At 71.8% G+C, this 22,293-nt stretch carries 19 protein-coding genes, 1 tRNA gene and 2 pseudogenes; 9 read left to right on the top strand and 13 right to left on the bottom strand.

Features of this window, described 5'->3' with window-relative positions:
• Window positions 1-16: 16 nt before the first annotated feature.
• The 4 genes from C5507_RS23010 to C5507_RS02080 are packed head-to-tail and all read left to right on the top strand — an operon-like array spanning window position 17 to window position 3,540.
• Window positions 17-316 (top strand): hypothetical protein, encoded by a 300-nt coding sequence (locus C5507_RS23010; protein ID WP_242611209.1) that lies wholly within the window; start codon window positions 17-19, stop codon window positions 314-316.
• Complete coding sequence (locus C5507_RS02090; RefSeq protein WP_242611208.1) at window positions 313-1,317, top strand: CobW family GTP-binding protein; 1,005 nt, start codon at window positions 313-315, stop codon at window positions 1,315-1,317. Before C5507_RS23010 ends, C5507_RS02090 begins: the two co-directional genes overlap by 4 nt.
• Window positions 1,314-2,333, top strand: a complete 1,020-nt coding sequence (locus C5507_RS02085) for a WD40 repeat domain-containing protein (protein WP_104526873.1) — start codon at window positions 1,314-1,316, stop codon at window positions 2,331-2,333. Before C5507_RS02090 ends, C5507_RS02085 begins: the two co-directional genes overlap by 4 nt.
• Before the next feature lie 31 nt (window positions 2,334-2,364).
• Window positions 2,365-3,540, top strand: a complete 1,176-nt coding sequence (locus tag C5507_RS02080; protein ID WP_104526872.1) for an FAD-dependent oxidoreductase — start codon at window positions 2,365-2,367, stop codon at window positions 3,538-3,540.
• 36 nt (window positions 3,541-3,576) lie between these two features.
• On the opposite strand, the gene C5507_RS02075 is transcribed toward C5507_RS02080, so the two are convergent.
• Together C5507_RS02075 and C5507_RS02070 are read right to left on the bottom strand one after the other, a co-directional pair.
• The gene (locus C5507_RS02075; RefSeq protein ID WP_104526871.1) at window positions 3,577-4,326 is read right to left on the bottom strand and encodes a cation efflux transmembrane domain-containing protein; all 750 of its coding nucleotides are present in this window, start codon (window positions 4,324-4,326) and stop codon (window positions 3,577-3,579) included.
• Window positions 4,326-4,652: an ArsR/SmtB family transcription factor gene (locus C5507_RS02070; protein WP_104526938.1), complete on the bottom strand. Its 327-nt coding sequence runs from the start codon at window positions 4,650-4,652 to the stop codon at window positions 4,326-4,328. The genes C5507_RS02075 and C5507_RS02070 overlap by 1 nt, the downstream gene beginning before the upstream one ends.
• A 793-nt stretch (window positions 4,653-5,445) precedes the next feature.
• Here C5507_RS02070 and istA point away from each other — a divergent pair.
• Together istA and istB are read left to right on the top strand one after the other, a co-directional pair.
• Window positions 5,446-6,654, top strand: a complete 1,209-nt coding sequence (gene istA, locus C5507_RS02065) for an IS21 family transposase (protein WP_104526870.1) — start codon at window positions 5,446-5,448, stop codon at window positions 6,652-6,654.
• Window positions 6,654-7,445: an IS21-like element helper ATPase IstB gene (gene istB / locus C5507_RS02060; protein WP_104526869.1), complete on the top strand. Its 792-nt coding sequence runs from the start codon at window positions 6,654-6,656 to the stop codon at window positions 7,443-7,445. The genes istA and istB overlap by 1 nt, the downstream gene beginning before the upstream one ends.
• Window positions 7,446-7,975: 530 nt before the next feature.
• On the opposite strand, the gene C5507_RS02055 is transcribed toward istB, so the two are convergent.
• The 6 genes and pseudogenes from C5507_RS02055 to C5507_RS02035 all read right to left on the bottom strand — a co-directional run bounded on the left by C5507_RS02055 (window position 7,976) and on the right by C5507_RS02035 (window position 13,685).
• Window positions 7,976-8,197, bottom strand: coding sequence for a hypothetical protein (locus tag C5507_RS02055; RefSeq protein ID WP_130504276.1), 222 nt, complete (start codon window positions 8,195-8,197; stop codon window positions 7,976-7,978).
• A gap of 965 nt (window positions 8,198-9,162) precedes the next feature.
• Window positions 9,163-9,236, bottom strand: a tRNA-Gly gene (locus C5507_RS02050).
• A 52-nt stretch (window positions 9,237-9,288) separates the two neighbouring features.
• Complete coding sequence (locus C5507_RS23005; RefSeq protein WP_242611407.1) at window positions 9,289-9,465, bottom strand: hypothetical protein; 177 nt, start codon at window positions 9,463-9,465, stop codon at window positions 9,289-9,291.
• Window positions 9,466-9,477: 12 nt separating this feature from the next.
• Window positions 9,478-9,833 (bottom strand): annotated as a pseudogene (locus C5507_RS23000) (methyl-accepting chemotaxis protein); the annotation flags it as partial.
• Between the two features lie 433 nt (window positions 9,834-10,266).
• On the bottom strand, window positions 10,267-10,845 hold the full coding sequence (locus C5507_RS02040; RefSeq protein WP_104526866.1) for a PAS domain-containing protein: 579 nt from the start codon (window positions 10,843-10,845) through the stop codon (window positions 10,267-10,269).
• Window positions 10,846-11,003: 158 nt separating this feature from the next.
• Window positions 11,004-13,685 (bottom strand): S8 family serine peptidase, encoded by a 2,682-nt coding sequence (locus C5507_RS02035; RefSeq protein ID WP_104526865.1) that lies wholly within the window; start codon window positions 13,683-13,685, stop codon window positions 11,004-11,006.
• A gap of 177 nt (window positions 13,686-13,862) precedes the next feature.
• Between C5507_RS02035 and dcd the strand changes: the two genes are divergently transcribed.
• On the top strand, window positions 13,863-14,447 hold the full coding sequence (gene dcd / locus C5507_RS02030) for a dCTP deaminase (protein ID WP_104526864.1): 585 nt from the start codon (window positions 13,863-13,865) through the stop codon (window positions 14,445-14,447).
• Here the strand turns inward: dcd and C5507_RS02025 are convergent.
• From C5507_RS02025 to C5507_RS22985, 5 genes and pseudogenes are all read right to left on the bottom strand, one after another.
• Window positions 14,444-15,775: a CynX/NimT family MFS transporter gene (locus C5507_RS02025; protein WP_242611207.1), complete on the bottom strand. Its 1,332-nt coding sequence runs from the start codon at window positions 15,773-15,775 to the stop codon at window positions 14,444-14,446. The genes dcd and C5507_RS02025 overlap by 4 nt on opposite strands.
• A gap of 134 nt (window positions 15,776-15,909) precedes the next feature.
• Window positions 15,910-18,213 (bottom strand): heterodisulfide reductase-related iron-sulfur binding cluster, encoded by a 2,304-nt coding sequence (locus C5507_RS02020; protein WP_104526863.1) that lies wholly within the window; start codon window positions 18,211-18,213, stop codon window positions 15,910-15,912.
• A 187-nt stretch (window positions 18,214-18,400) separates the two neighbouring features.
• On the bottom strand, window positions 18,401-18,928 hold the full coding sequence (locus C5507_RS22995) for a hypothetical protein (protein WP_242611206.1): 528 nt from the start codon (window positions 18,926-18,928) through the stop codon (window positions 18,401-18,403).
• Window positions 18,892-19,281: a hypothetical protein gene (locus tag C5507_RS22990; protein WP_242611205.1), complete on the bottom strand. Its 390-nt coding sequence runs from the start codon at window positions 19,279-19,281 to the stop codon at window positions 18,892-18,894. The genes C5507_RS22995 and C5507_RS22990 overlap by 37 nt, the downstream gene beginning before the upstream one ends.
• Window positions 19,282-19,314: 33 nt before the next feature.
• Window positions 19,315-19,524, bottom strand: a pseudogene (locus C5507_RS22985) (hypothetical protein); the annotation flags it as partial.
• Between the two features lie 179 nt (window positions 19,525-19,703).
• On the opposite strand from C5507_RS22985, the gene dnaK reads away from it, so the two are divergent.
• Window positions 19,704-21,566, top strand: a complete 1,863-nt coding sequence (dnaK, locus tag C5507_RS02010; RefSeq protein ID WP_104526862.1) for a molecular chaperone DnaK — start codon at window positions 19,704-19,706, stop codon at window positions 21,564-21,566.
• Entirely contained in the window at window positions 21,563-22,255 is a 693-nt protein-coding gene (gene grpE, locus C5507_RS02005; RefSeq protein ID WP_104526861.1) for a nucleotide exchange factor GrpE, read from the top strand. Before dnaK ends, grpE begins: the two co-directional genes overlap by 4 nt.
• Window positions 22,256-22,293 lie beyond the last annotated feature (38 nt).

Genomic DNA, 22,293 nt, shown 5'->3' with positions numbered 1-22,293 from the left:
CATTATGGTGGGTGACATGGCTCTCGGACCCCTGATCGGGCAGCGTCCCGAACCCCTGCCCCCCGACCTCGTCGACCGCCTTCGCCGATGGGTGCGCACCTGCCTCGGACTCGGCGAGGAGGACACCGTGACCGTCACCCAGCTGACCTGCCGGGAGGCCGGCTGCGCCCCGGTCGAGACGGTGCTCGCTGTGTTGACACCCGGTGCGCCGGTGCATCGCACGATCCACCGTCCGGCCGACGAGGTGTCCCTGGCCGACGTCCGCAGCGCCTTCGCCACCGCCACGCCCGTCGAGGCACTGAGGAGCGCTCCGTGACCACTTCCATTGCCGAAAAGGTCCCCGTCACCGTCCTGACCGGCTTCCTCGGATCGGGCAAGACCACCCTGCTCAACCGCATCCTCACCGAGCAGCACGGCCTGCGCATCGCCGTCATCGAGAACGAGTTCGGCGAGATCGGCATCGACGATGCGCTGGTCATCGACGCCGAGGAGGAGGTGTTCGAGATGAACAACGGCTGCATCTGCTGCACCGTTCGCGGCGACCTCATCCGCATCCTCGGCACCCTGATGCGACGCAAGGACAAGTTCGACCACATCCTCATCGAGACCACCGGCCTGGCCGACCCGGCACCGGTCGCGCAGACCTTCTTCATGGACGACGAGATCGGCAGCCAGTTGCGGCTGGACGGCATCATCACCCTCGTCGACGCCGCGCATCTGCTGCAGCACCTGGACGAGGAGAAGTCCGAGGGCGTGGAGAACGAGGCGCTCGAGCAGATCGCCTTCGCTGACCGCATCGTGCTCAACAAGACCGACCTCGTCGACACCGAGCAGCTGGCCGAGGTGCGCCGCCGGATCAGCGAGATCAACCGGCTGGCCGACGTGCACGAGACCGTCCAGGCGAAGGTCGACCTCGGCGCCGTCCTCGACGTCGGCGGGTTCGACCTCTCCCGTGCCCTCGACCTGGATCCAGCCTTCCTGGAGGACACCGAGCACCAGCACGACCTCACAGTCACCAGCGTGGGCATCGAGTTCGCCGGGGAGCTGGACATAGAGCGGCTCAACGAGTGGCTCGGCGAGCTGCTCTCGGCCAAGGGCGTGGACATCTTCCGCAGCAAGGGCATCCTCGCCGTCCGCGGCATGCCCGAGCGCTACGTCTTCCAGGGCGTGCACATGCTCTTCGACGGCACCCAGGGCGAGCCCTGGGGCGAAGCGGAGCGCGTCAACCGCGTGGTGTTCATCGGGCGCCATCTGGATCGCGCCGCCCTGGAGGCCGGCCTGCGCGGCTGCCTGGCCGCACCGGTGCCGGCGGCATGACAGCCGCAACGCAGGAAGCCACCGCCTGGCGCACGGCGGTGCCCGAGTCGGTGGCGGTCGCCCGCTGGTCGGCCGACGACCGGATCGCGGTCGCCGACCTCGCCGGTGGGGTCACGCTGCTCGACGGCCGGGACGGCGTCGCACTGGGCCCCGGCCCGCGGCACGACGGCGGTGCGCTGGCCCTGGCCTGGCAGCCGGGCGGATCGGTCCTCGCCACCGGTGGCGCCGACGGGCGGGTGGGACTGCTCGGCACCGACTCCTCACAACCGGCCTACGTCGAGGTCGGCGGCTGGGTGCACGCTCTGGCGTGGTCCCGCTCGGGCAGCCACCTGGCGGTGGCCACCGGCCGCAGCCTGGTGCTGCTCGACCCGGCCGGTGCGGTCCTCGCCCGCTGGGACGGCCAGCCGAGCACGGTCACCGACGTGGTCTGGAGCCGCGATGGCAGCCGGGTGGGTGCGGCGGCCTACGGCGGCCTGCGCTGGTTCTCTGTCGCCTCGCCGTCACCCGACCCCGTGCGGACCTTCGACTGGCGCGGCTCCCTGCTGCTGGCCCGGGTCAGCCCCGACGGCCGCTGGGTCGCCTCGGGCAACCAGGACGCCAGCGTCCACATCTGGCGCCTCTGGTCCGGCGAGGACGCCGAGATGACCGGGTATCCCGAGAAGGTCGACGCGCTGGCCTTCGACCGGACCAGCCGCTGGATGGCCAACGGAGGCACCACCGAGGTGCACCTGTGGGACTTCTCGGGGAAGGGCCCCATGGGGCGCAGCCCCCGCACGCTGGCCGGACACGACGCCCAGGTCAGCGCGCTGGCCTGGCAGCCGACCGGGAACCTGCTGGCCTCCGCCGGGCGTGACGGCGGCATGGCGCTGTGGTCCCCGAACGCCGCCCGACGCCAGGCCGGGCCCCGCCTGCGGATCGATGCCGGTGCGCGCGCGACCACCCTGGCCTGGAACCCGGACGGCACGCGGATCCTCACGGGCACGGTGGACGGCTCTGTGCTGGCGGTAGCCGCATGACCCGGCCGCCGCCGACAACGGGTATACGTCGGTGACCCCGCCGGAGGTACTCGTCGTCGGCGCCGGGCCGCACGGGCTCACCGCCGCTTGCTACCTGCTGGCGGCCGACCCCACCTTGACCGGCCGGCTGGCCGTGGCCGATCCCCGGCCGTGGCTAGCCGCCTGGGATGCACGATCCGCGGCGCTCGAGCTGCTCGCCCTGCGCTCGGCCTGCGTGCACCACCCGCACCCCGAGCCCTACGCCCTGCTGGACTGGGCGGAGACGGCCGGTCGGACAGCCGAGTTCAGCGGGCCGGCGGGTGCGCCGACTGCCTCGCTGTTCGCCGACTTCTGCCGCTCCCTCGTGGGCCGGTACGAGCTGGGGCCCGCCCGGATACCGCACGCCGTGACCGGGCTGCATCCGCGTACCGACGGTGGTGTGGACGTCGAGCTGTCCGGCGACCGCCTGCGCGTCCGCTCGGTCGTGCTCGCCGGCGGGTTCGCGCGCCGGCACGCACCGGTGGCCGCCGCCGTGCACAGCGCGGACGTCGACCTGTCCGCCGTCCGCGCCGGCCAGGTCGTCGTCGTGCTGGGTGGAGGACTCACCGCCGCGCAGCTGGCCCTGTGCGCCGCCGAGCGCGGCGCCCGGGTGCTGCTCGTCGTCCGCGCCCCGCTCCGCGCCCGGCTGATGGACGTCGACGCCGGCTGGCTGGGCGCAGAGCTGCCGCGCTTCGCCGCTCTTCCTCCGGCGGCCCGCGCGGAGGAGGTGCGTGGGGCTCGGCCGGGGACCGTACCTGCTGCGGTCCGGGACGCACTGGTCGACCATCCGCGGATCCGGGTGCACGTAGGAACGGTCGCCGGGACGTCACCTTGCTGCGTCCAGCTCGACGGTGGCCGCGAGATCGCCGCCGACCACATCTGGCTCGGCACCGGATACGCCTACGACGTAGGTACCGAGCCGCTCACCGCCGGGCTGGCCGCTGAGGCGCCAGTGGAGGTGGTCGACGGACTACCCGTGCTCGGTCCCGATCTCTCCTGGGCTGGGACCTCAGTGCACCTGAGCGGGGGACTCGCCGCGCTGGAGCTCGGTCCCGCCGCCCGAGGGCTGGCCGGGGCGCGCATGGCGGCCGAGCGCTACACCGCGGCAATCACTGGCGTCGCGCTGACGCGGCGCCAGTACCCTGCGCCGGAGCCATCGGTACCTTTCCCTTCACCCGGACCGTCATGACGAGCCCCAGGAGGTAGAGGGCGAGGGCGACTGTGCTCAGTGCGCCGGCTTACCAGGGCTGGAGCAGTCGCGTCCGGGTGAGCAACAGCAGTCGTCCCCGCCGCCAGCGGCGAGGCCGGGCGGGAGGATTGCGGCGGGGGAGCAGCAGGCGTCGCCTCGCCAGGCCTCTCGACCCTCTTTGACCGCCACGGCAGCGATGACCATGGCTGCGATCGGGTCGGCCCAGGCCCACCCGAAGAGGCTGTTCAGAGCCAGGCCCACGAGCAGCACTGCGGAGAGGTAGGTGCACAGCAGCGTCTGCTTCGAGTCCGCCACTGCGGAGGCGGACCCGAGTTCGCGGCCGGCACGACGCTGCGCGTAGGACAGCACCGGCATGATCGCCAGACTCGCCGCGGCCAGGACCAGACCGACGGACGAGTGCTCCGCCTCGCGGGTGCCGACCAGCGAGCGCACGGCGTCGACGGTGACGAAGGCGCCGAGAGCGAAGAAGGACACCGCGATGACCTTCAGAGCTACCCGTTCCCGGGCCTCGGGATCGCGGCCGGCGAACTGCCAGGCCACCGCCAGCGCGGAGGACACCTCGATCACCGAATCGAGACCGAACCCGATCAGCGCCGAGGACGACGCCCGGACTCCGGCGGTGAGCGCGACAGCCGCTTCGATGACGTTGTACGTGATCGTCGCGGCCACGAATAGCTGGACGCGCCGGGCCAGGAGCGCGCGGCGGGCCGCCGATGGGCGCGGGCGCGCCGTAGCCGACTGCAATGGCACGAACTGGGCGCTCATCAGCAGCACTCCTCCGTCACTGCGGTCGGACAGGCATCCGGATCGACGGCCAGTACGACGCCCAGCAGGTCGCCCAGCGCGTGCGCGAGACGGGGATCGGACAACTCGTAGCGGGCCCGTCGGCCCTCCGGGACCGCGACGACCAGACCGCAGCCGCGTAGGCACGTCAGATGGTTGGAAAGGTTCTGCCGAGTCACGCCCAGCATCTCCGCCAGCTCGGACGGGTAACCCGGCCCCTCGCGGAGCGACAGCAGCAACCGCGTCCGAGTGGGGTCCGACAGGGCGTGGCCGAAGCGGGCGAGGACATCAGCGTGCAGGGCCGGCATCACGGCGAGGACGGTACAGTGGAAGCTGAATACAGCCAACCCTGTCTAACAGTCAAACTTCGTCCACTCTCAATCGAGGGGCCGTGGTCGCCGACATGAGGGCGGCGCTGCACTAAGGTGGTCACTGTTTCGTGCCCCAAGCCCGGGATTGAGCGCTGGTCGTGACGTGGCGCCAGCACGCCGTCCGCAGGCGACGCGATTGTGCGGCAGGCCATGAACCGTGCCGTATCCGACGTGCCGCGTCCTCCAGCACCGTGGAGTCGCGGCGCCCACCGGGTCTTCACAGGCATCGCGCCGGTCCCCGCATGCACCACCACACGACGGCGTCGAAGATCTGGTTTGACCACGCGGGTGCGGCCCGCCGGCGCCCTCAGCAGATCAGCACCGAGCCGAGTTCGCCGCAGGCGGTCCGCCGCCGACCAGGCGTCTCGCTGGAGTTGGCGCCGCACTTCCACCCTGGACGGCGGCCGGAGCGCGGCCTCCGGGTGGTCGCGGTCGCTCCTGGCATCCCACGCGACCTCCGACCAGCGGATCAGCCGGGGCTTCCGGGCGGGCGTGAAACCTCCGCTCGGAAGCAGGTGGCGGAGATCGTCGTTACCGCCGGGCCGGCGACAGGGACTCTTTAAGCACCCAATACTCCCGCGACCAGCCGTCGCGGGCCGCCGCAGTTAGCGCCTCAAGATCAAATCGCAGGGTAGGTGCTCGCAGCACAAAGAACCGCTTGTGTCGGCGACGCTTGAAAACGAGGCCATAGCGACGGTCGAAAACGAGGCCACCCAGACAGATTGGATGGGTGATCTCGGTGGAGGACTGGGCGTTGATCCGGCGGCTTGTCGCCGACGGGGTTCCGCGGCGGCAGGTCGCGCGGCAGTTGGGCATCGGGCGAGCGACGGTCGACCGGGCTCTGGCGTCGGACCGGCCGCCCAAGTACGAGCGCAAGGCTGCGCGGACGGCCTTCACGCCGTTCGAGGCGAGGGTGCGGGCGATCTTGTCCGAGCATCCGGAGATGCCGGCGACGGTGATCGCCGAGCGGGTCGACTGGACCGGATCGATCACCTGGTTCCGGGACAACGTCCGGTTGCTGCGGCCTGACTATCGCCGGCCTGACCCCGCTGACCGGCTGGTCTGGGAGCCCGGTGACGCGGCGCAGTGCGACCTGTGGTTCCCGCCCAAGCGGATCCCGTTGGAGAACGGCTCGACCGCGCTGCTGCCGGTGCTGGTGATGGTGGCCGCGCACTCGCGGTTCATCACCGGGCGGATGCTGCCGACCCGGCGGACGGAGGATCTGCTGCTCGGGTCCTGGGAGCTGATCCAGGAGTTGGGGCGGGTGCCGCGCCGGTTGATCTGGGACAACGAGTCGGGCATCGGTCGCGGCGGTCGCCTCGCGGCCGGGGTTGCCTCGTTCGTCGGGGCCCTGGCGGTGAAGCTGGTGCAGCTGCGGCCCAATGACCCGGAATCGAAGGGCGTGGTCGAGCGGCGCAACGGGTTCTTCGAGACCTCGTTCATGCCCGGCCGCACGTTCGCCTCACCGGCGGACTTCAACGCCCAGTTCGGCGACTGGCTGCAACGAGCCAACCAGCGGCCGGTCCGCACGATCAAGGCCCGCCCGGTCGACCTGATCGAGGCCGATCGCGCAAAGATGCTGCCGCTGCCACCGGTTCCGCTGCTGCTGGGCTGGCGGGAACGGGTGCGGCTCGGCCGTGACTACTACGTCCGCCTGGCCGCCAGTGACTACTCCGTCGACCCGATCGCGATCGGCAGGATGGTCGACGTCAGCGCCGACCTGGACCGCGTCCGGGTCCGCCTCGACGGCCGCATGGTCGGCGACCATGCCCGGGCCTGGGCCCGCGGGACCACTGTCACCGATCCGGCTCACGTCCAGACCGCAGCCGTCCTGCGCCATCAGGCACGGCAGCCACGCGAAGCTGCCGGCGACGAACTGATGCGGGACCTGGCCGACTACGACCGGGCGTTCGGCCTGATCGACGGCGAGGTCGCGTGATGGCCACCACGACCACGACGGAGTCGATCAAGCAGATCCACTACCTGGCGGCCGCGCTGAAGGCTCCGCGGATCACCGAGACCGCACAGCGGCTTGCCGAGCAGGCGCGTGATGCCGGGTGGACTCACGAGGACTACCTCGCCGCCGTGCTCGATCGTGAGGTCTCGGCGCGCAACGCCTCCGGCGCGGAGCTGCGCATCCGCGCGGCCGGGTTCCCGGCCCGCAAGACCCTCGAGGACTTCGACTGGGATGCCCAGCCCGCCGTCCGGACCCAGGTCGGCTCGCTGGCCTCCGGGGCGTTTCTGACCGAGGCCCGCAACATCGTGCTGCTGGGTCCGCCGGGCACCGGAAAGACCCACCTGGCGATCGCGCTCGGCGTCACCGCCGCACGGCACGGACATCGCGTTCTGTTCGCCACCGCGACCGACTGGGTCACCCGGCTGACCGACGCCCACCGCGCCGGCCGGCTCGCGCAAGAGCTGACCAAGCTGCGCCGCTACGGGCTGATCATCGTCGACGAGGTCGGATACCTGCCCTTCGAACAAGACGCCGCGAACCTGTTCTTCCAACTCGTCTCATCCCGCTACGAGCACGCCTCGCTCGTGCTGACCAGCAACCTGCCGTTCTCCGGCTGGGCCGGCGTGTTCGGCGACCAAGTCGTCGCCGCCGCCATGATCGACCGCATCGTCCACCACGCCGACGTGCTCACCCTCAAGGGCGCCAGCTATCGGCTCCGCGGCCGCGGCATCGACAGTCTCCCCAGCATCAGAACGCAGAACCAGGCAGACTAAGCACACCAACCGGTGGCCTCATCTTCGGCCGTCGCATCGGCCTCAGATTCGAGCGCCGTCGACAGCTTGATTCTGGTGACTGAACCGCACATCCACACACTCCTGACCGCTTCCCACAACCGGCTTCGATCTGGCTGCGGCGGGCCGGGGGAAGGGTGGGCCGTAGGCCCATCCCGAAGGGACGCGCAGCGCCCTATCCGGCGACCCCGCTGCAGCCAGAACCCTCGGCCGGGCTGTGGAGCGGTCGCCCGGCTCCTCAGGCGGCTCGGTGAGCCAGCCCATCACGCCGTCTCAGTCCGCACACAGTCCGCAGAGTCCGCAGAAAGTCCGAAACTCACCCAGTATCGGTCGTCGTCGACTAACAACGCTCGACCATGAAGCCCGAGGTGAACACGAGGTTCCATCAGTTGCCACACGCAGCCGTGCATCCCGGGTCAGTTCTGGGTCATCTACCGCAGCTCACACGGCTGGAGCAAGGAGAACCCCTCTCCCGGGCGAGCGACTGATCGGGGCTCGCACACGTCAGCTCGTCAGGCAGCGCCCGCCGCCTCGAGCAAGCAGGTGATGAACGGCTCGTCCAGACCCGATGCGTCGCGGAGCTCCGCGACCGTCAGGCCGTGGAGACGGGCGCAGGCGAGGACGGTGCGCAGGGCGAGGCGCTCTCGCTCGCTCGGGTCCAAGGCATAGGAGACCGACGCAACGGCGACCTGATTCTGGGCGGCGACACGGATCTCCCGCTCGGTGGACATCACGCTGCCCGCCGTCGGACAGGGGATGGGCGGTTGGCGTCTTCCGGGCATGGCGGTGCTGGCAGCATGACTCGTGGCTCCGTGGTGCTCGTCGTTGGCGGCTCGGGGCTGCGGAGGACCGGGGTTGGTTGGCGCCTGGTCCGGTCCTCCGCCTGCACCGATGACGCTGCACCGATGTGTGTCAGCCGTCCAACACCGGTGTGCACGTCGCTCTGCACAACTTGTGGACAAGTCCGTGGATGGAGGCGTGTCGACATGTGGAGTGGCGCGGACTTCGGTGTGGATGCCACCTGTGGGCGAGCGCGAATAGCGTGTGGACGGAAGAAAATCTCGTCGGTGTAGTTCATATCCGGCGCGGCTCGGCGTGTCGCGCCCCGGCGTGTCGCGATCATTAGGCGCACGTGAAACGACGCGGGCCTGTCGAGCGGTCGGCGTGGTTGGTCACAGCTGTCAAGGCTGCTGGTGGCCCCCGACATATGGACGCACCCCTGGGCGGATCGGTAGGACGGTTCGACGTCGCCGCCGGGGCTACTTCACGCCTGATTGCCCATCTGGACCGAGATTAGCCTTGTCAGTGGCGTTGTCGACGACGTAGACCTTGCCGCCCGCCACGAACGCTCAACCTCTCGGAGGGCGCGAGCCGTGGTTCTCCATCGCGCTGCCACTGCAGCTGCCGATCGAGGTCAGCCGTTGGACCGTCGCCATGCTCCGTCGCTATCGCCTCGACCGGCCGAGGAAGGTTGACGCCCATCAAGATCTGCCGACAGGGGCGGCGTGACCGATTTTGGTCACGCGCTCGTCATGCGCCTGCGGAGAGGGCTTCACCTGCCCGTACCAATCCTGGCGTGACCTATCCATGACCTGCGGAGCGGAAAACAGGGGGTCATAGAGGGCCGAGGGGGGTCGTTCAGACGACTTTCCAGCCACGCCGACAGATGGTACCAGGCACTTTGACCTGCGCTTTTCCGTGGAGCGGGTGACGAGAATCGAACTCGCACTGTCAGCTTGGGAAGCTGATGTTCTACCATTGAACTACACCCGCGAACGGCGACGAGACTACCTCGTGGTCCCGCCCCCGCGGCAGCCGCCCCTGTTCAGCGGCGCATCTCGGCGAGGAAGCCGGTGGCCTCCGACCGCAGCTTCTCCGCCATCTGCGACAGCCCCATGACGTCGTCGTACCCGGTGTTGAGCGAGGCCGAGCCGTCGACGGCCGCGGCGATCCCGTCGACCAACCCGTTCATCTCGCCGACCGTGCCCCCGACGCTGCTCATGACCTCCGCGACGTCTTCCGACGCCTGCCGGATCTGCTCCACCTGGGCGGTGACCCGCTCGGTCGCCCGGCCCGTCTGGTCGGCCAGGTCCTTGACCTCGGAGGCGACGACGGCGAAGCCCTTGCCCGCCTCCCGGCGCGCGCCGCCTCGATGGTCGCGTTGAGCGCCAGCAGCCGCGTCTGGGCCGCGACCGAGTCGATCAGCGCGATGATCTCCTTGATCTCCTTGATCTCGGTCGAGGACCGGGTGAGCGAGGTGATCGTCTCCCGCGCGGTGCCCACCTCGGTGCTGGCGGCGGACGCGGCGGCGGTGAGACCGGAAGCGGACGCGCTGAGCTCGGTGGCCGCCGTCGCCACCTGCTCGGACATGGAGAGCACGACGGACTCGAACTCGTCGGCCAGCCGCAGCCGGCTGGTCTGGGCCTCGGTCACCCGCCCGTCGGTCTCCTGCATGGCCCGGCGGGCGCCGTTGATGTCGACGGCGCTGCGCCGGAAGGCGCCGAGCAGTTCCGTGGTGAGCAGCTTCCGGTGGAACCGGCCCACGGCGGCCGAGGACAGGGCGGCCGAGGACTCGCGGACGAATGCGTCGGAGACGTCCAGGACCCGGTTGAGGGCGTGGTGCAGCGCGGTGAGCTCGGGGACGCCCTCGGCCGCCGGCGCCAGCCGGCTGCGCACCTCGAGGTCGCCCCGGGAGACCGCGTCGCAGGCCGAGGTCAGCTGGCCGACGAACTCGCGGTAGACCGCCAGCTCCTCGGCGTCGGTGTGCCGCCCGGCGTCACCGCGCACGGACCGCCTGCCCATCTCAGCTCTCCTCGCGGTTGATGATCGACCAGATGAACTCGTCGTAGCCCTGCTGCTGCTCGGCCAGGACGTCGGCGAGCAGGCGGGACGACGCCTCGACGGCGGCCCGGGCGCTGGGGTGCCGGCGCTCCTCGGCGAGCAGCCGGGTGTAGAGCGGCTGGACCCGCCGGACGGCGGCGGCCGACGGCTTGCGGCGGTTGGAGTGGTAGCCGACGACCCGGCCGTCCGGCCCCTGGGACGGTGTCACGTGGGCCAGCACCCAGTAGTGCCCGCCGTCGCTGGCCAGGTTGTTGATGTAGGCGAAGAGCTCCTGCCCGGCGCCCAGGGTGTCCCAGAGCAGCTTGAACACCGCCCGCGGCATCTCCGGGTGGCGGATCATGTTGTGCGGCTGGCCGAGCACCTCGTCCAGGTCGTAGCCGCTGACCCGCAGGAAGACGTCGTTGGCGTACGTGATGATCCCGCGGACGTCGGTCTTGGAGACGATGAGCTCGTCGGCGGAGAAGCTCCGCTCCCGCCCGGTCGGACGTGGGGCGGCGCGGGTGCCGCGAGGCGCCGGCGGGGCCGGCCGGGTGTCGAGCACGAAGGTAACCCTGGGGTGAAAGGTCGCGCCCGATACATCGGCAGTCCCGTGCCGTGCCGGAACCCCCGGGACGGACGACACCGCGCCCCGTCCGTACGGGGAAGCCGGACGGGGCGCGGTGGTTCAGGGGACGCGCCGGGCGGGCGCGCGGTGCGGCGTCAGATCGCGACGCCGGTGCAGCTGGCCGAGCAGTTCAAGGACCAGATGGAACCGAGCCGGGAGAACCGGTCGGACCGGACCAGACGCTCGCCACCGGGCCCGGTGCGCACCACGGGCGCGGCGGCCGGCGGCGTGCTCCCCCCGGGAGAGGTCCCACCGGGGGAGGTCCCACCGGGGGGCGACCCGTCGGGTGAGCTGCCACCGGGGGTGGAGCCGCCGGGGGGCGTGGTCGGCTCCGGGCCGGAGCCGACGGCGTCGGCGTACGTGAGCGCGTTGCTCAGCACCGAGGCCCGGCCGTCCCGTGCCGTGATGGTGACGTCGTAGCTGCCCGCCGTGCGCGCCGGGACCCGGACGACGAGCGTGTCCACGGTGCTGCGCACCACGGTGGCCGTGGCGCTGGCGCCGATGCGCACGGTCGGGACGGAGGGGAGGGCGCGGCCGGTGATGGTCACCAGCGTCCCGCCGGCGGTGTCGACCCGGTTGGGGCTCAGCGACGTGATGCGGAAGGGCCCGACCTCGGGGTAGGTGGTGCTGGCCGGCGGGGTGGCGGGTGCGGTCGTGCCGGGATCGGTCGTGCCCGGGCCGGTGCCCGGAGCCGGGCTCGCGGATGCGGAGCCGTCGGGCGCCGGGGTCCCCGGTGCCGGGATGCTCGGTGCCGGGGTGCTCGGTGCCGGAGTGGCTGGCGCCGGGGTGGTCGGCGTCGGGGTGCCTGGCGCCGGCGTGCTCGGCGTCGGGCCGGTGGGCGCCGGCGTGCCCGGGGTGCCCGGCGTCGTGGGCGCCGGGGTGCTCGGCGCGGACCCGCCGCCGGGCGTCGTCCCGCCCGGTGCCGGGCTGGTCGGGGCCGGCGTGCTGCCCCCGGGGCCGGTGCCGTCGGGCGTGGTGCCACCGGGGACGGTGGGCGTGCTCGTCCCGGGGCGTGGCGTGGGAGCGGTCGGGGTGGGGCCGCCGGGCGCGCCGGGCGTGGGCGCGGCCGGCGACGGGCTGGTGGTGGCCGGAGGTGCCGAGGTGACCAGCAGCGGAGCCGCGTGCATGCGGCCCATGGGCTGGCCGTCGCGGTACAGCTGCACGGTGAGCACGTACCGGCCGTCGCCCAGGTCCATGGACGGGGCCAGGCCGATGCCCTGGAAGTCGCTCAGGGAGCCGAGCTCGAAGCGGGCGTCACCCTCGTCGTCGGTCGGCACGGTGACGCCGTCCAGGGTCACGGCCTCGTCCGCCAGCGCCCAGATCTCGCCGCCGGACTCCATGCCCAGGCCGACGTCGACCGAGAACTGCCCGCTGCTGGCCGGCGCGCTGATCCCGATGCCCGGGCTCACCGTGCCGGGGCGCGCGGTCATCGACGTGAAGGCGTACTGCACCGCGTCGCGGCCCTCGTCGGCCAGGCGGCTCAGCGTGAGCCGGCCGCCGGTGACCGACTTGCCGTCGAAGGCGGGGGCGGGGTCCACGTCGGCCAGCAGGGCGGCCTTGAGCTCGGCAGCCGTCGCCGTCGGCCGGACGGCGCGGTACAGGGCGATCGCCGCCGCGACGTGCGGCGCGGCGAACGACGTGCCGTCGACCAGCCGCATGCCACCGTCGTTCCACGGCGCAGCCACGCGGACGCCCGGGGCGAAGAGGTCCACCGATGCCGCGCCGTAGCCGGAGTGACCGGCGACGGTGTCGGCGGCGGTCGAGCTGCCGACGGTCACGACGTTCGGGTCGGTCAGGCTGGCCGGGTAGACGATGCTGGTGTCCCGGTTGCCGCCGTCGTTGCCGGCGGCCGCGACGACCAGGACGCCGTGGGCGTCGGCGTAGGCGATGGCCGAGCGGAGCGCGTCCAGGGCGGGACCGCCGAACGCGCCACCCCAGGAGGCGTTGATGACGTCGGCCCCGTGGTCGACGGCGTACCGGATGGCCAGGGCGCACAGGTAGATGTCGACGGTGCTGCCGCCGCCCGCGACCAGCGGCATGATCGACACACCGGGAGCGACGCCGGCCAGGCCCTGCCCGTTGCCCGCACGGGCGCCGACGACGCCCGAGACGCTGGTGCCGTGGCTGCCGAGGCTCCCGTTGTCGATGTCGGCGTTGTCGGCGTAGAAGTTCCAGCCGTGGCAGTCGCCGGCCAGGCCGTTGCCGTCGGTGTCGACCGAGCCGCAGTCCTCGTCGGGGTTGGTCCACAGCGAGCCGGCCAGGTCCGGGTGGTCGGTGTCGAAGCCGGAGTCCACGACGGCGACGACGCGGCCGATGCCGGTGCCGGTGTCCCAGCCGGTGGTGGCGTCGATGTCGGCGTCGGCCACGGCGGCCTGCCCGTAGGCGTTGCTCCCGGTGTTCTCCAGGTTCCAGCCGTACTGGGGGAAGAGGGGGTCGGTGACGGTGCCGAGCAGCGGCGCGGACGTCGACGGCTCGACCCCGGTGACGCCCGGCACGGCGGCCAGCCGCTCCTCGGTCACGCCCTCCGTCGCCACCAGGGCGCGGGCGCCGTCCACCCACTGTGCGCTGGCCACGCCGGGGACGTCCTCGAGCGCGGTGAGCAGCTCGCCGGAGGCGGTGTCGGCGGTCAGCACGTACCGGGAGAGCCCGTCGCCCGCGCCGAAGTCGGTGGCGACCTCGACGGGCGGCGTGGCCCAGGCCGACCAGACCGCGGCACCGGCATAACCGGCGACGACCGCCGAGGTCATTACGACGCCCAGCACCTTCTTGCTCGTCATGCGCTCCAGTCCTCCGGCGCGGCCAGCCCGGTCGGTCCGGGAGGGCCGACGTCCGGGCGGACCGGATGCCGGCAGGCGCTCTTCAGGCTCGCTTCGGCCTGCGGCGTCCGGAGGTTGAGAGCCCGCAGCCGGGATTCACCCGGTGGGAGGGGAGAGCCGTTCCCTAGACTCCGCGCCATGCTGCTGAGCGACCGCGACATCACGGCCGCGATCGCCGAGGGTCGCCTCGGCATCGATCCCTACGACAAGGGCCTGGTGCAGCCCTCGAGCATCGACGTCCGGCTGGACCGGTTCTTCCGCGTCTTCAACAACTCGCGGTACACCCACATCGACCCGGCCGAGCAGCAGGACGACCTGACGACGCTGGTCGAGCCGGAGGGTGACGAGCCCTTCGTGCTGCACCCCGGCGAGTTCGTGCTGGGCTCCACGCTCGAGGTCATCAGCCTGCCCGACGACCTGGCGGCGCGACTGGAGGGCAAGTCCTCCCTCGGCCGGCTCGGTCTGCTCACCCACTCGACGGCCGGGTTCGTCGACCCCGGCTTCTCCGGGCACATCACGCTGGAGCTCTCCAACGTGGCGAACCTGCCGATCACGCTCTGGCCGGGGATGAAGATCGGCCAGCTGTGCATGTTCCGGCTCACCAGCGCGGCCGAGCACCCCTACGGCTCGGCGGTCTACGGGTCCCGCTACCAGGACCAGCGCGGTCCCACGCCGTCGCGGTCCTTCCGCAACTTCACCCGCGCGGAGACGCGGCGCCCCTAGCCGCCGCGCGGACCGGCCGCCCGGCCGCCGGGAGCGGCCTCCGTGACGGACGCGGTGGCCGGGGGCTCGGCCCCCGCGGTCTCCAGCACGTCGGTGCATCGCCCGGCCCGTGACCAGCCCGGCACCGACCGCTCGACCTCGTCGTCGACGAACACCTGGCGGGTGGACACCCAGCCGGCGACGGCGAGCACCGCGACGCCGGCCAGGGCGATCACGAACATGCCGGTGTAGCTGCCGGTCACGCCGCGCAGCACGCCGACGAGGAGCGGGCCCGACCCCGCGACCACGTAACCCCACCCCTGGGTGACCGTGGACAGCGCGGCGACCGTCTCCGGGGTCCGGGCCCGGAGGCCGATGAGCGTCAGCACCATCGAGAAGGAGCCCATGCCGACGGCGATGAGGGTCATCCAGAGCCAGGGCGCCGTCGTCGGCGTGGTCCAGAGGCCCACCCAGCCGGCGACGTAGCAGGCGACGAAGACGAGCAGCAGCGGCCGCTGCAGCCGCGGTCGCACGGTGAGGGAGGGGATGACCGCGCTCAGCGGCAGCCCCACCAGCGAGTTGAGCCCGAGCAGGAGCCCCGCCGTGGCGGCCGACATGCCGGAGTCGCGCAGGTACTGGGCCGACCAGCCGATGACGACGTAGGCCTGCAGCGCCTGGACCCCGAAGAAGGCGGTGAGCGCCAGCGCCGTCGGGCTGTGCACGAGCGCCCCCATGCGGACGGCGGTGTGGCTGTCGCGCGAGACGCCGGGGGAGGCGGGGAGGGCCAGCCAGACGCCGGCGGCCACGAGCGCGGGGAGGGCCCAGACGACGAGCGCCCAGCGCCACCCGGCCGGCCCCGAGGCGTCCGCGACCGGCTGCGCGGCGACGGCGGCGAGGGTCGCGCCGAGCCCCATCGCGGTGCTGTAGGCGCCGACGAGTGTGCCGGTGCGCGTGGGGAAGTAGCGCTTCACCAGGCCCGGCAGCAGCACGTTCCCCAGCGCGCCGCCGACCATCGCCAGCGCGGTGCCGGTCAGGAAGAGCGGGAAGCCGCCGGCCGCGCTGCGCAGCGCGAGGCCGCCGCCCATCGCCACCAGTGCTCCGGCCAGCACGTGCGCGTCGCGGTAGCGGGCCGACAGCGCAGGCCCCGTGAAGCCGATGAGCGCGAAGCACAGGACCGGCATCGTGGTGATGACGCCGGCCAGCCCGCTGGAGATGCCCAGGCCCCGCTCGATCTCCTCCAGGACCGGGCCCACGCTGGTGACCGCGGTCCGCAGGTTCAGTGCCGTCAGGACGATCGCGACCGCGATGAGCGCGAGGCCGCGCCGGCGCGAGGGGGCGGTGCTGGTCACCGGAGGATCGTCCTCCATCACGGGTGCGCCGCCCCGGCCGGGTCGTTTGCCTGCGCAACGATCCGCCGTCCCCCGGGACGACGGCGCGCGCCCCCTCGCGGGAACGCGCGCCGTCGTGGTGCGGTGCGGGTGGGTCAGGCCTGCGGGCCGTGCTCCGTGGCCGCGGACCCCTCACCGGCCGGGTCGGCCTCGGCGGAGGTGCCGACGTCGGGACCGGAGGCGGCGCCCTGGGCGGAGACCGCCACCGGCTGCATCGAGCGCAGCAGGATCTGGCTGACGTCGAGGACCTCGACGTGCTCGGCGGCTTCGCCGTTCTGCTTCTTGCTGGTCAGCGCGTCGCTGAGCATCGTGATGCAGAACGGGCACGCGGTGGAGATGACGTCGGGATCGAGCTCGAGCGCCTCTTCGGTGCGCTCCATGTTGATCCGCTTGCCGATCTTCTCCTCCATCCACATGCGGGCACCGCCGGCGCCGCAGCAGAAGCCGCGGTCCTTGCAGCGGTGCATCTCCTGCGTGGACAGACCCTGGACGGAGTCGAGGATCTCCCGCGGGGGCGTGTAGACCTTGTTGTGCCGGCCGAGGAAGCACGGGTCGTGGTAGGTGACCTTGCGGTCGACCGGCGTGACCGGGGTCAGCCGGCCCTCCTCCACCAGCTTGCCGAGCAGCTGGGTGTGGTGCACCACCTCGTACTCTCCGCCGACCTGCGGGTACTCCCTGCCGAGCGAGTTGAAGCAGTGCGGGCAGGTGGCCACGATCTTGCGGGTGCCCGGGACGCGGCCCTCGAAGACGCCGTTGAGTGTCTCGACGTTCTCCATGGCCAGCTGCTGGAAGACGAACTCGTTGCCCATGCGGCGGGCCGGGTCGCCCGAGCAGGTCTCGCCGTTGCCCAGGACGGCGAACTCGACGCCCGCGGTGTGCAGCAGCTCGGCGACGGCCTTGGTCACCTTCTTGGCGCGGTCGTCGATGGCACCGGCGCAGCCGACCCAGAACAAGTACTCGACCTCGGCCGGCAGCGGGCCGTCGGCCATGCGGACGTCGAAGTCGAGCTCCTTGATCCAGTCCTCGCGGACGTTGCCGCCCATGCCCCACGGGTTGCCGCGGTTCTCGAGGTTGCGCAGCATCACGCCGGCCTCGGAGGGGAAATTGGACTCGATCAAGACCTGGTAGCGGCGCATGTCCATGATGTGGTCGACGTGCTCGATGTCGACCGGGCACTGCTCGACGCAGGCGCCGCAGCTCGTGCAGCTCCACAGGACGTCGGGGTCGATGACCCCGCCCTCCTCCAGCGTGCCGACCAGCGGGCGATGGGCCTGGGCGTCGTTGGTGCCCTCGATGCGGGCGTAGCCGCTGGCCCAGACCTGCTCGTCGCTGGGCTTGAGGACGTCGTAGTCCGGCGCCGTCTCGCTCGCGGTCTTCTCGCCGAGCAGGTAGGGGGCCTTCGCGTAGAGGTGATCGCGAAGATCCATGATCACCATCTTCGGGCTGAGCGGCTTGCCCGTGTTCCACGCCGGGCACTGGCTCTGGCACCGCCCGCACTCGGTGCAGGTGGTGAAGTCCAGCATCCCCTTCCAGGTGAAGTCCTCGATCTTGCTGCGACCGAAGACGTCGTCCTCGCCCGGGTCCTCGAAGTCGATCGGCTTGCCCCCGGAGGTCATGGGCAGCAGGGGGCCGAGCGAGGGGGCGCCGTCGGCATTGCGCTTGAAGTAGATGTTGAAGAAGGCGCTGAACCGGTGCCAGGCGACACCCATGTTCAGGATCCGGCTGATGACGACCAGCCAGGTCAGGCTCACCACGATCTTGATGAACGCGACGACCGTCAGCAGGTCGGGGCTGTCCGGCAGGATCGTGGCCAGCGCGCCGGAGACCGGGTGCGACCAGGCGGGGGCGTCGGTCAGGTCGGAGGAGACCTTGAGGGCGCGGATCAGCAGGATCGCGATGCCGACCGTGAGCACGATGGCCTCGACGAAGTAGCCGCGCCCCTCGTTGGTGCCGGCGAAGCGGCTCTTGCGGCCCTGGCGGCGCGGGTGGTCCTTCTGCCGCCGGTAGATCAGGTAGAGGATCCCGAGGATCGTGCCGGTGCCGATGATGTCGGCGAACAGGTTCCACAGGCCCCAGTTGCCGATGAGCGGCAGGTGGAACGCGGGGTCCCACACCTCGCCGAAGGCCTCGACCAGCGTCAGGAACAGACCGTAGAAGCCGACGAAGACGAACCAGTGCGCGATGCCGATCGAGGACCACTTGAGCATCCGCGTGTGGCCGAGCGACTCGATGGCGAGCGTCTTCAGGCGCGTCTTGACCGGACCGAAACGGGTGCCGTCGGGCTGGCCGGTGCGGATGATCCGCACCATCGCCCGGACGGCCCGATAGGCCATCACGGACGACACGATCAGGAACAGGACGCTGATCGTCCCCAGGACGATCTGCAGCGGGCCGGTCATGGATCTCCCTCTTCCCCGCAGGCGCGTACCGCTGCCCGCACTGCGTCGCACGATAGCTGCCCCGGCCTGGTGCTACTGCCGGGTAACCCGAGTCGCCCTTCCGCCGTCGACATCCGGCACGAGAGCCACCCGGTCGTCGCCGAAGCCGGCGCCGGCGCCGGCTCTCGCGGCGATGCGATGGCTCCGGTCAGCCCGTGCGCTGGACGCCGGCTGCTCGCCGCGTCGCGGTGAACCGCGGCCGGGACGGGCCGGGCGTGGCCAGCAGGCCGTCCAGTCGGCGCTCGAGAGCCGGCCAGCGCGCCCCCAGGTCCGCGTCGGCGACCCGGACCACACGGATGTCGAGGGAGCGCAGTTCGTCCTCGCGCCGCTTCTCCTCCCAGAGCACCCGCTCGGGCGTGCGGTCCCGCCACGGCTGGCTGTACTTCACCCGCCCGTCGAACTCCACCGCGACGGCCGAGTCGTCGAACCAGGCGTCCACGACGGCGACCAGCCGCCCGCCGGCCCGGATCTCCACCTGCAGGTCGGTCGGCGCGAACCCGGACCCGACCATGCGCAGACGCCCCCGGGTCTCGAGCGGGGACTCCGCCCGACCGTCCGCGAGGCCGGCGGCGCGGACGGCCCGCGGCGCCCCGGGCCAGCGCTGGACCGCGGCCGCGGCGGCGGTCAGCTCGTCCGCCGTCAGCCGCCCCGCCAGCAAGGCGGCGTCCATCGCCACGACGGCGTCCTCCAGCGGCCACTCCCGCGGGCGCAGTCGACCAGGGTGCGCACTGCGGAGGTGACACGAACCGGGCCCGCCTTCCAGACGTCGCCGACCGCCAGGGGGGCACGGGACATGAGGAAGTCCTTGCCGCGCCGCCAGCGGTCGGGATCGGTCAACCGGTGCGGGCTGGTCGGGCCGGATGGGATGGGCAGGTCCCACAGTCGTGCGGCCGAGCCGTGGCTGACCGTCGTCCTCGGCCGACCGAGGAACAGGAGGACGGCCAGGCAGTCCACGTCGTGCCGGCGACCACCGGCGTCCGCGCGGTGGAGGTCCTCCGCGGCGATGTAGACGCCCTGGCGCAGCCGCACCCATCGGCCCGAATTGCACAGGTGGCGGATCTCCGGGTGCCCGTAGCCGGCCGCGAGGGCCTCGGTCGCGGTGAAGACGCCGTACCGGCGCTCGGCAACGGCGCGTAGGACAGGGTGTACCGCGACATTCTGGGGCGCTCCCGGGAGACGGGCCGCCTCCCGCCGGGCGGCTGTGGACCGAGCGGGTCCGGGAGCCGCCCGGCGGTCGCCGGAGCCGCGCCGTGCGGTGGCTCTCGCGACGATCGGGCGGCTTCGGGGACGACGTCTCGGGGGACCGTGGGGAAATGTCCGGGGCCCGGAACACGGCGCGCACCCCTGCCGTTAGGGTGGGCAGGAAAGTTGAGTGGCCCCCGCGCAAGGGCGGACACCGGCTCCCCACACGGACCAGAACCACCATGGCACACGGAAGAGAGGCCATCTCCATGGCTCGAGCGGTCGGTATCGACCTCGGCACCACGAACTCCGTCGTCACCGTCCTGGAGGGCGGTGAGCCGACGGTCATCGCGAACTCCGAGGGGTCGCGCACCACCCCGTCGGTCGTCGCGTTCGCCAAGAACGGCGAGGTCCTCGTCGGCCAGTCGGCGAAGAACCAGGCGGTCACCAACGTCGACCGCACCATCCGGTCGGTCAAGCGCCACATGGGCACCGACTGGAAGACCGACGCGATCGACGGCAAGCAGTACACCGCGCAGGAGATCTCCGCGCGCATCCTGCAGAAGCTCAAGCGCGACGCCGAGACCTACCTCGGCGAGCCGGTGACCGACGCCGTCATCACCGTCCCCGCCTACTTCGAGGACGCGCAGCGCCAGGCCACCAAGGAGGCCGGTGAGATCGCGGGCCTCAACGTCCTGCGCATCGTCAACGAGCCCACCGCGGCCGCGCTGGCCTACGGCCTGGACAAGGGCGAGACCGAGCAGACGATCCTCGTCTTCGACCTCGGCGGTGGCACGTTCGACGTGTCCCTGCTCGAGATCGGCGACGGCGTCATCGAGGTCAAGGCCACCGCCGGTGACAACCACCTCGGCGGTGACGACTGGGACGAGAAGGTCATGGACCACCTGGTCAAGACCTTCAACGCCTCCAACGGCATCGACCTGTCCAAGGACAAGCTGGCCATGCAGCGCCTCCGCGAGGCCGCCGAGAAGGCCAAGATCGAGCTGTCCGGCGCGCAGTCGACGAACATCAACCTGCCCTACATCACCGCCGGCGCCGAGGGCCCGCTGCACCTCGACGTCACGATCACCCGCGCCGAGTTCCAGCGGATGACCCAGGACCTGCTCGACCGCGCCCGCGCGCCGTTCAACCAGGCCATCCGCGACGCCGGCATCTCCGTGGGCCAGATCGACCACGTCGTCCTCGTCGGTGGCTCCACCCGCATGCCGGCCGTCTCCGACCTGGTGCGCGAGCTGACCGGCGGCAAGGAGCCCAACAAGGGCGTCAACCCGGACGAGGTCGTGGCCATCGGTGCCGCGCTGCAGGCCGGTGTCCTCCGCGGCGAGGTCAAGGACGTCCTGCTCCTCGACGTCACCCCGCTGTCCCTGGGCATCGAGACCAAGGGCGGGATCATGACCAAGCTCATCGAGCGCAACACCACGATCCCGACCAAGCGCTCGGAGATCTTCACGACGGCCGACGACAACCAGCCGTCCGTGCAGATCCAGGTCTTCCAGGGCGAGCGCGAGATGGCCGCCTACAACAAGAAGCTCGGCATGTTCGAGCTGACCGGTCTGCCCCCGGCGCCCCGCGGCGTCCCGCAGATCGAGGTGGCCTTCGACATCGACGCCAACGGCATCGTGCACGTGTCGGCCAAGGACCTGGGCACGGGCAAGGAGCAGTCGATGACCATCACCGGCGGCTCGGCCCTCCCCAAGGACGACATCGAGCGGATGATGAAGGACGCCGAGTCGCACGCCGAGGAGGACAAGAAGCGCCGCGACGAGGCCGAGACCCGCAACCTGGCCGAGTCGCTGCAGTACCAGACCGAGAAGTTCCTGGCGGAGAACGGCGACAAGATCCCGGCCGAGAAGAAGGACGAGCTCGGCGAGGCGCTGACCGAGCTGCGCAGCGCCCTGGGCGGCTCCGACATCGCCGCCATCAAGGCCGCGCAGGAGAAGGTCGCCCGTGTGTCCCAGGAGGTCGGCGGGGCGCTCTACGCCCAGCAGGCCGAGGCCGCCGGGAGTGCTCCGGGTGCCGAGGCCGGCGACGGTGCGCCGGGTGCCCAGACGAGCGGTGACGACGACGTCGTCGACGCCGAGATCGTCGACGAGGACACCGACCGCCGATGAGTCCCGGGGACGAGCAGCCGCGGGTCGTCATCCGTGACAAGCGGCGGATCGACCCCACCACTGGTGCAGTACGGACGCCGGCCGGCGAGCAGCCGGCCGGCGTCCGGCCCGGTACCGATCTCCCAGGGGAGCACATGAGCGAGCACGAGACGCCGGTCGCCGAGCAGCCGCAGGCCGCGGCCGGGGACGGCGGCGACCTGACCCAGCAGCTGGCCGAGCGCACCGAGGACCTGCAGCGGGTCACGGCCGAGTACGCCAACTACCGGAGGCGGGTCGACCGCGACCGGTCGCTGGTCGTGGACCAGGCGGCCGAGCGGTTCGCCGCCCAGCTGTTCCCGATCGTCGACGACGTGGAGCGGGCCCGGGACCACGGCGACCTCACCGGCGCCTTCAAGGTCGTCGCCGACCGCATCCTCGGGCTGCTCGACGGCCTCGGGGTGGAGGCGTTCGGCAAGGCCGGCGACGAGTTCGACCCGGCGCTGCACGAGGCCGTCATGCACGACACGTCGGCCGAGGTGCAGGTGCCGACCGCCACGACGGTGCTGCGGCAGGGTTTCCGCCGCGGTGACCGCGTGCTTCGGACGGCGATGGTCGCGGTGACCGAGCCGGAGAACCCGGTTCCGCCGGCAGTCGATCCCGCGGCCGCACCGGCGACCGGCGACGAGGCCGGCGCCCCGGCCACCGACTGAGCGCGAGAGGGCCGGATGAACCTGCCGGAGGCTTCCGG

This window comes from Blastococcus saxobsidens, from assembly GCF_002938435.1.
GTDB lineage: Bacteria > Actinomycetota > Actinomycetes > Mycobacteriales > Geodermatophilaceae > Blastococcus > Blastococcus saxobsidens.
Note: the sequence above shows the minus strand (reverse complement) of the source record. Positions and strands in the feature narration are given on the sequence as shown.

Bases quoted from the DNA above. Each gene is read 5' to 3' on its own strand.
- C5507_RS23010 (WP_242611209.1), top strand. From the start codon at position 17: ATGGCTCTCGGACCCCTGATCGGGCAGCGTCCCGAACCCCTGCCCCCC.
- C5507_RS02085 (WP_104526873.1), top strand. From the start codon at position 1,314: ATGACAGCCGCAACGCAGGAAGCCACCGCCTGGCGCACGGCGGTGCCC.
- C5507_RS02075 (WP_104526871.1), bottom strand. From the start codon at position 4,326: ATGAGCGCCCAGTTCGTGCCATTGCAGTCGGCTACGGCGCGCCCGCGC.
- C5507_RS02070 (WP_104526938.1), bottom strand. From the start codon at position 4,652: ATGCCGGCCCTGCACGCTGATGTCCTCGCCCGCTTCGGCCACGCCCTG.
- istB (WP_104526869.1), top strand. From the start codon at position 6,654: ATGGCCACCACGACCACGACGGAGTCGATCAAGCAGATCCACTACCTG.
- C5507_RS23005 (WP_242611407.1), bottom strand. From the start codon at position 9,465: ATGAGCAGCGTCGGGGGCACGGTCGGCGAGATGAACGGGTTGGTCGAC.
- C5507_RS02035 (WP_104526865.1), bottom strand. From the start codon at position 13,685: ATGACGAGCAAGAAGGTGCTGGGCGTCGTAATGACCTCGGCGGTCGTC.
- dcd (WP_104526864.1), top strand. From the start codon at position 13,863: ATGCTGCTGAGCGACCGCGACATCACGGCCGCGATCGCCGAGGGTCGC.
- C5507_RS02020 (WP_104526863.1), bottom strand. From the start codon at position 18,213: ATGACCGGCCCGCTGCAGATCGTCCTGGGGACGATCAGCGTCCTGTTC.
- dnaK (WP_104526862.1), top strand. From the start codon at position 19,704: ATGGCTCGAGCGGTCGGTATCGACCTCGGCACCACGAACTCCGTCGTC.
- grpE (WP_104526861.1), top strand. From the start codon at position 21,563: ATGAGTCCCGGGGACGAGCAGCCGCGGGTCGTCATCCGTGACAAGCGG.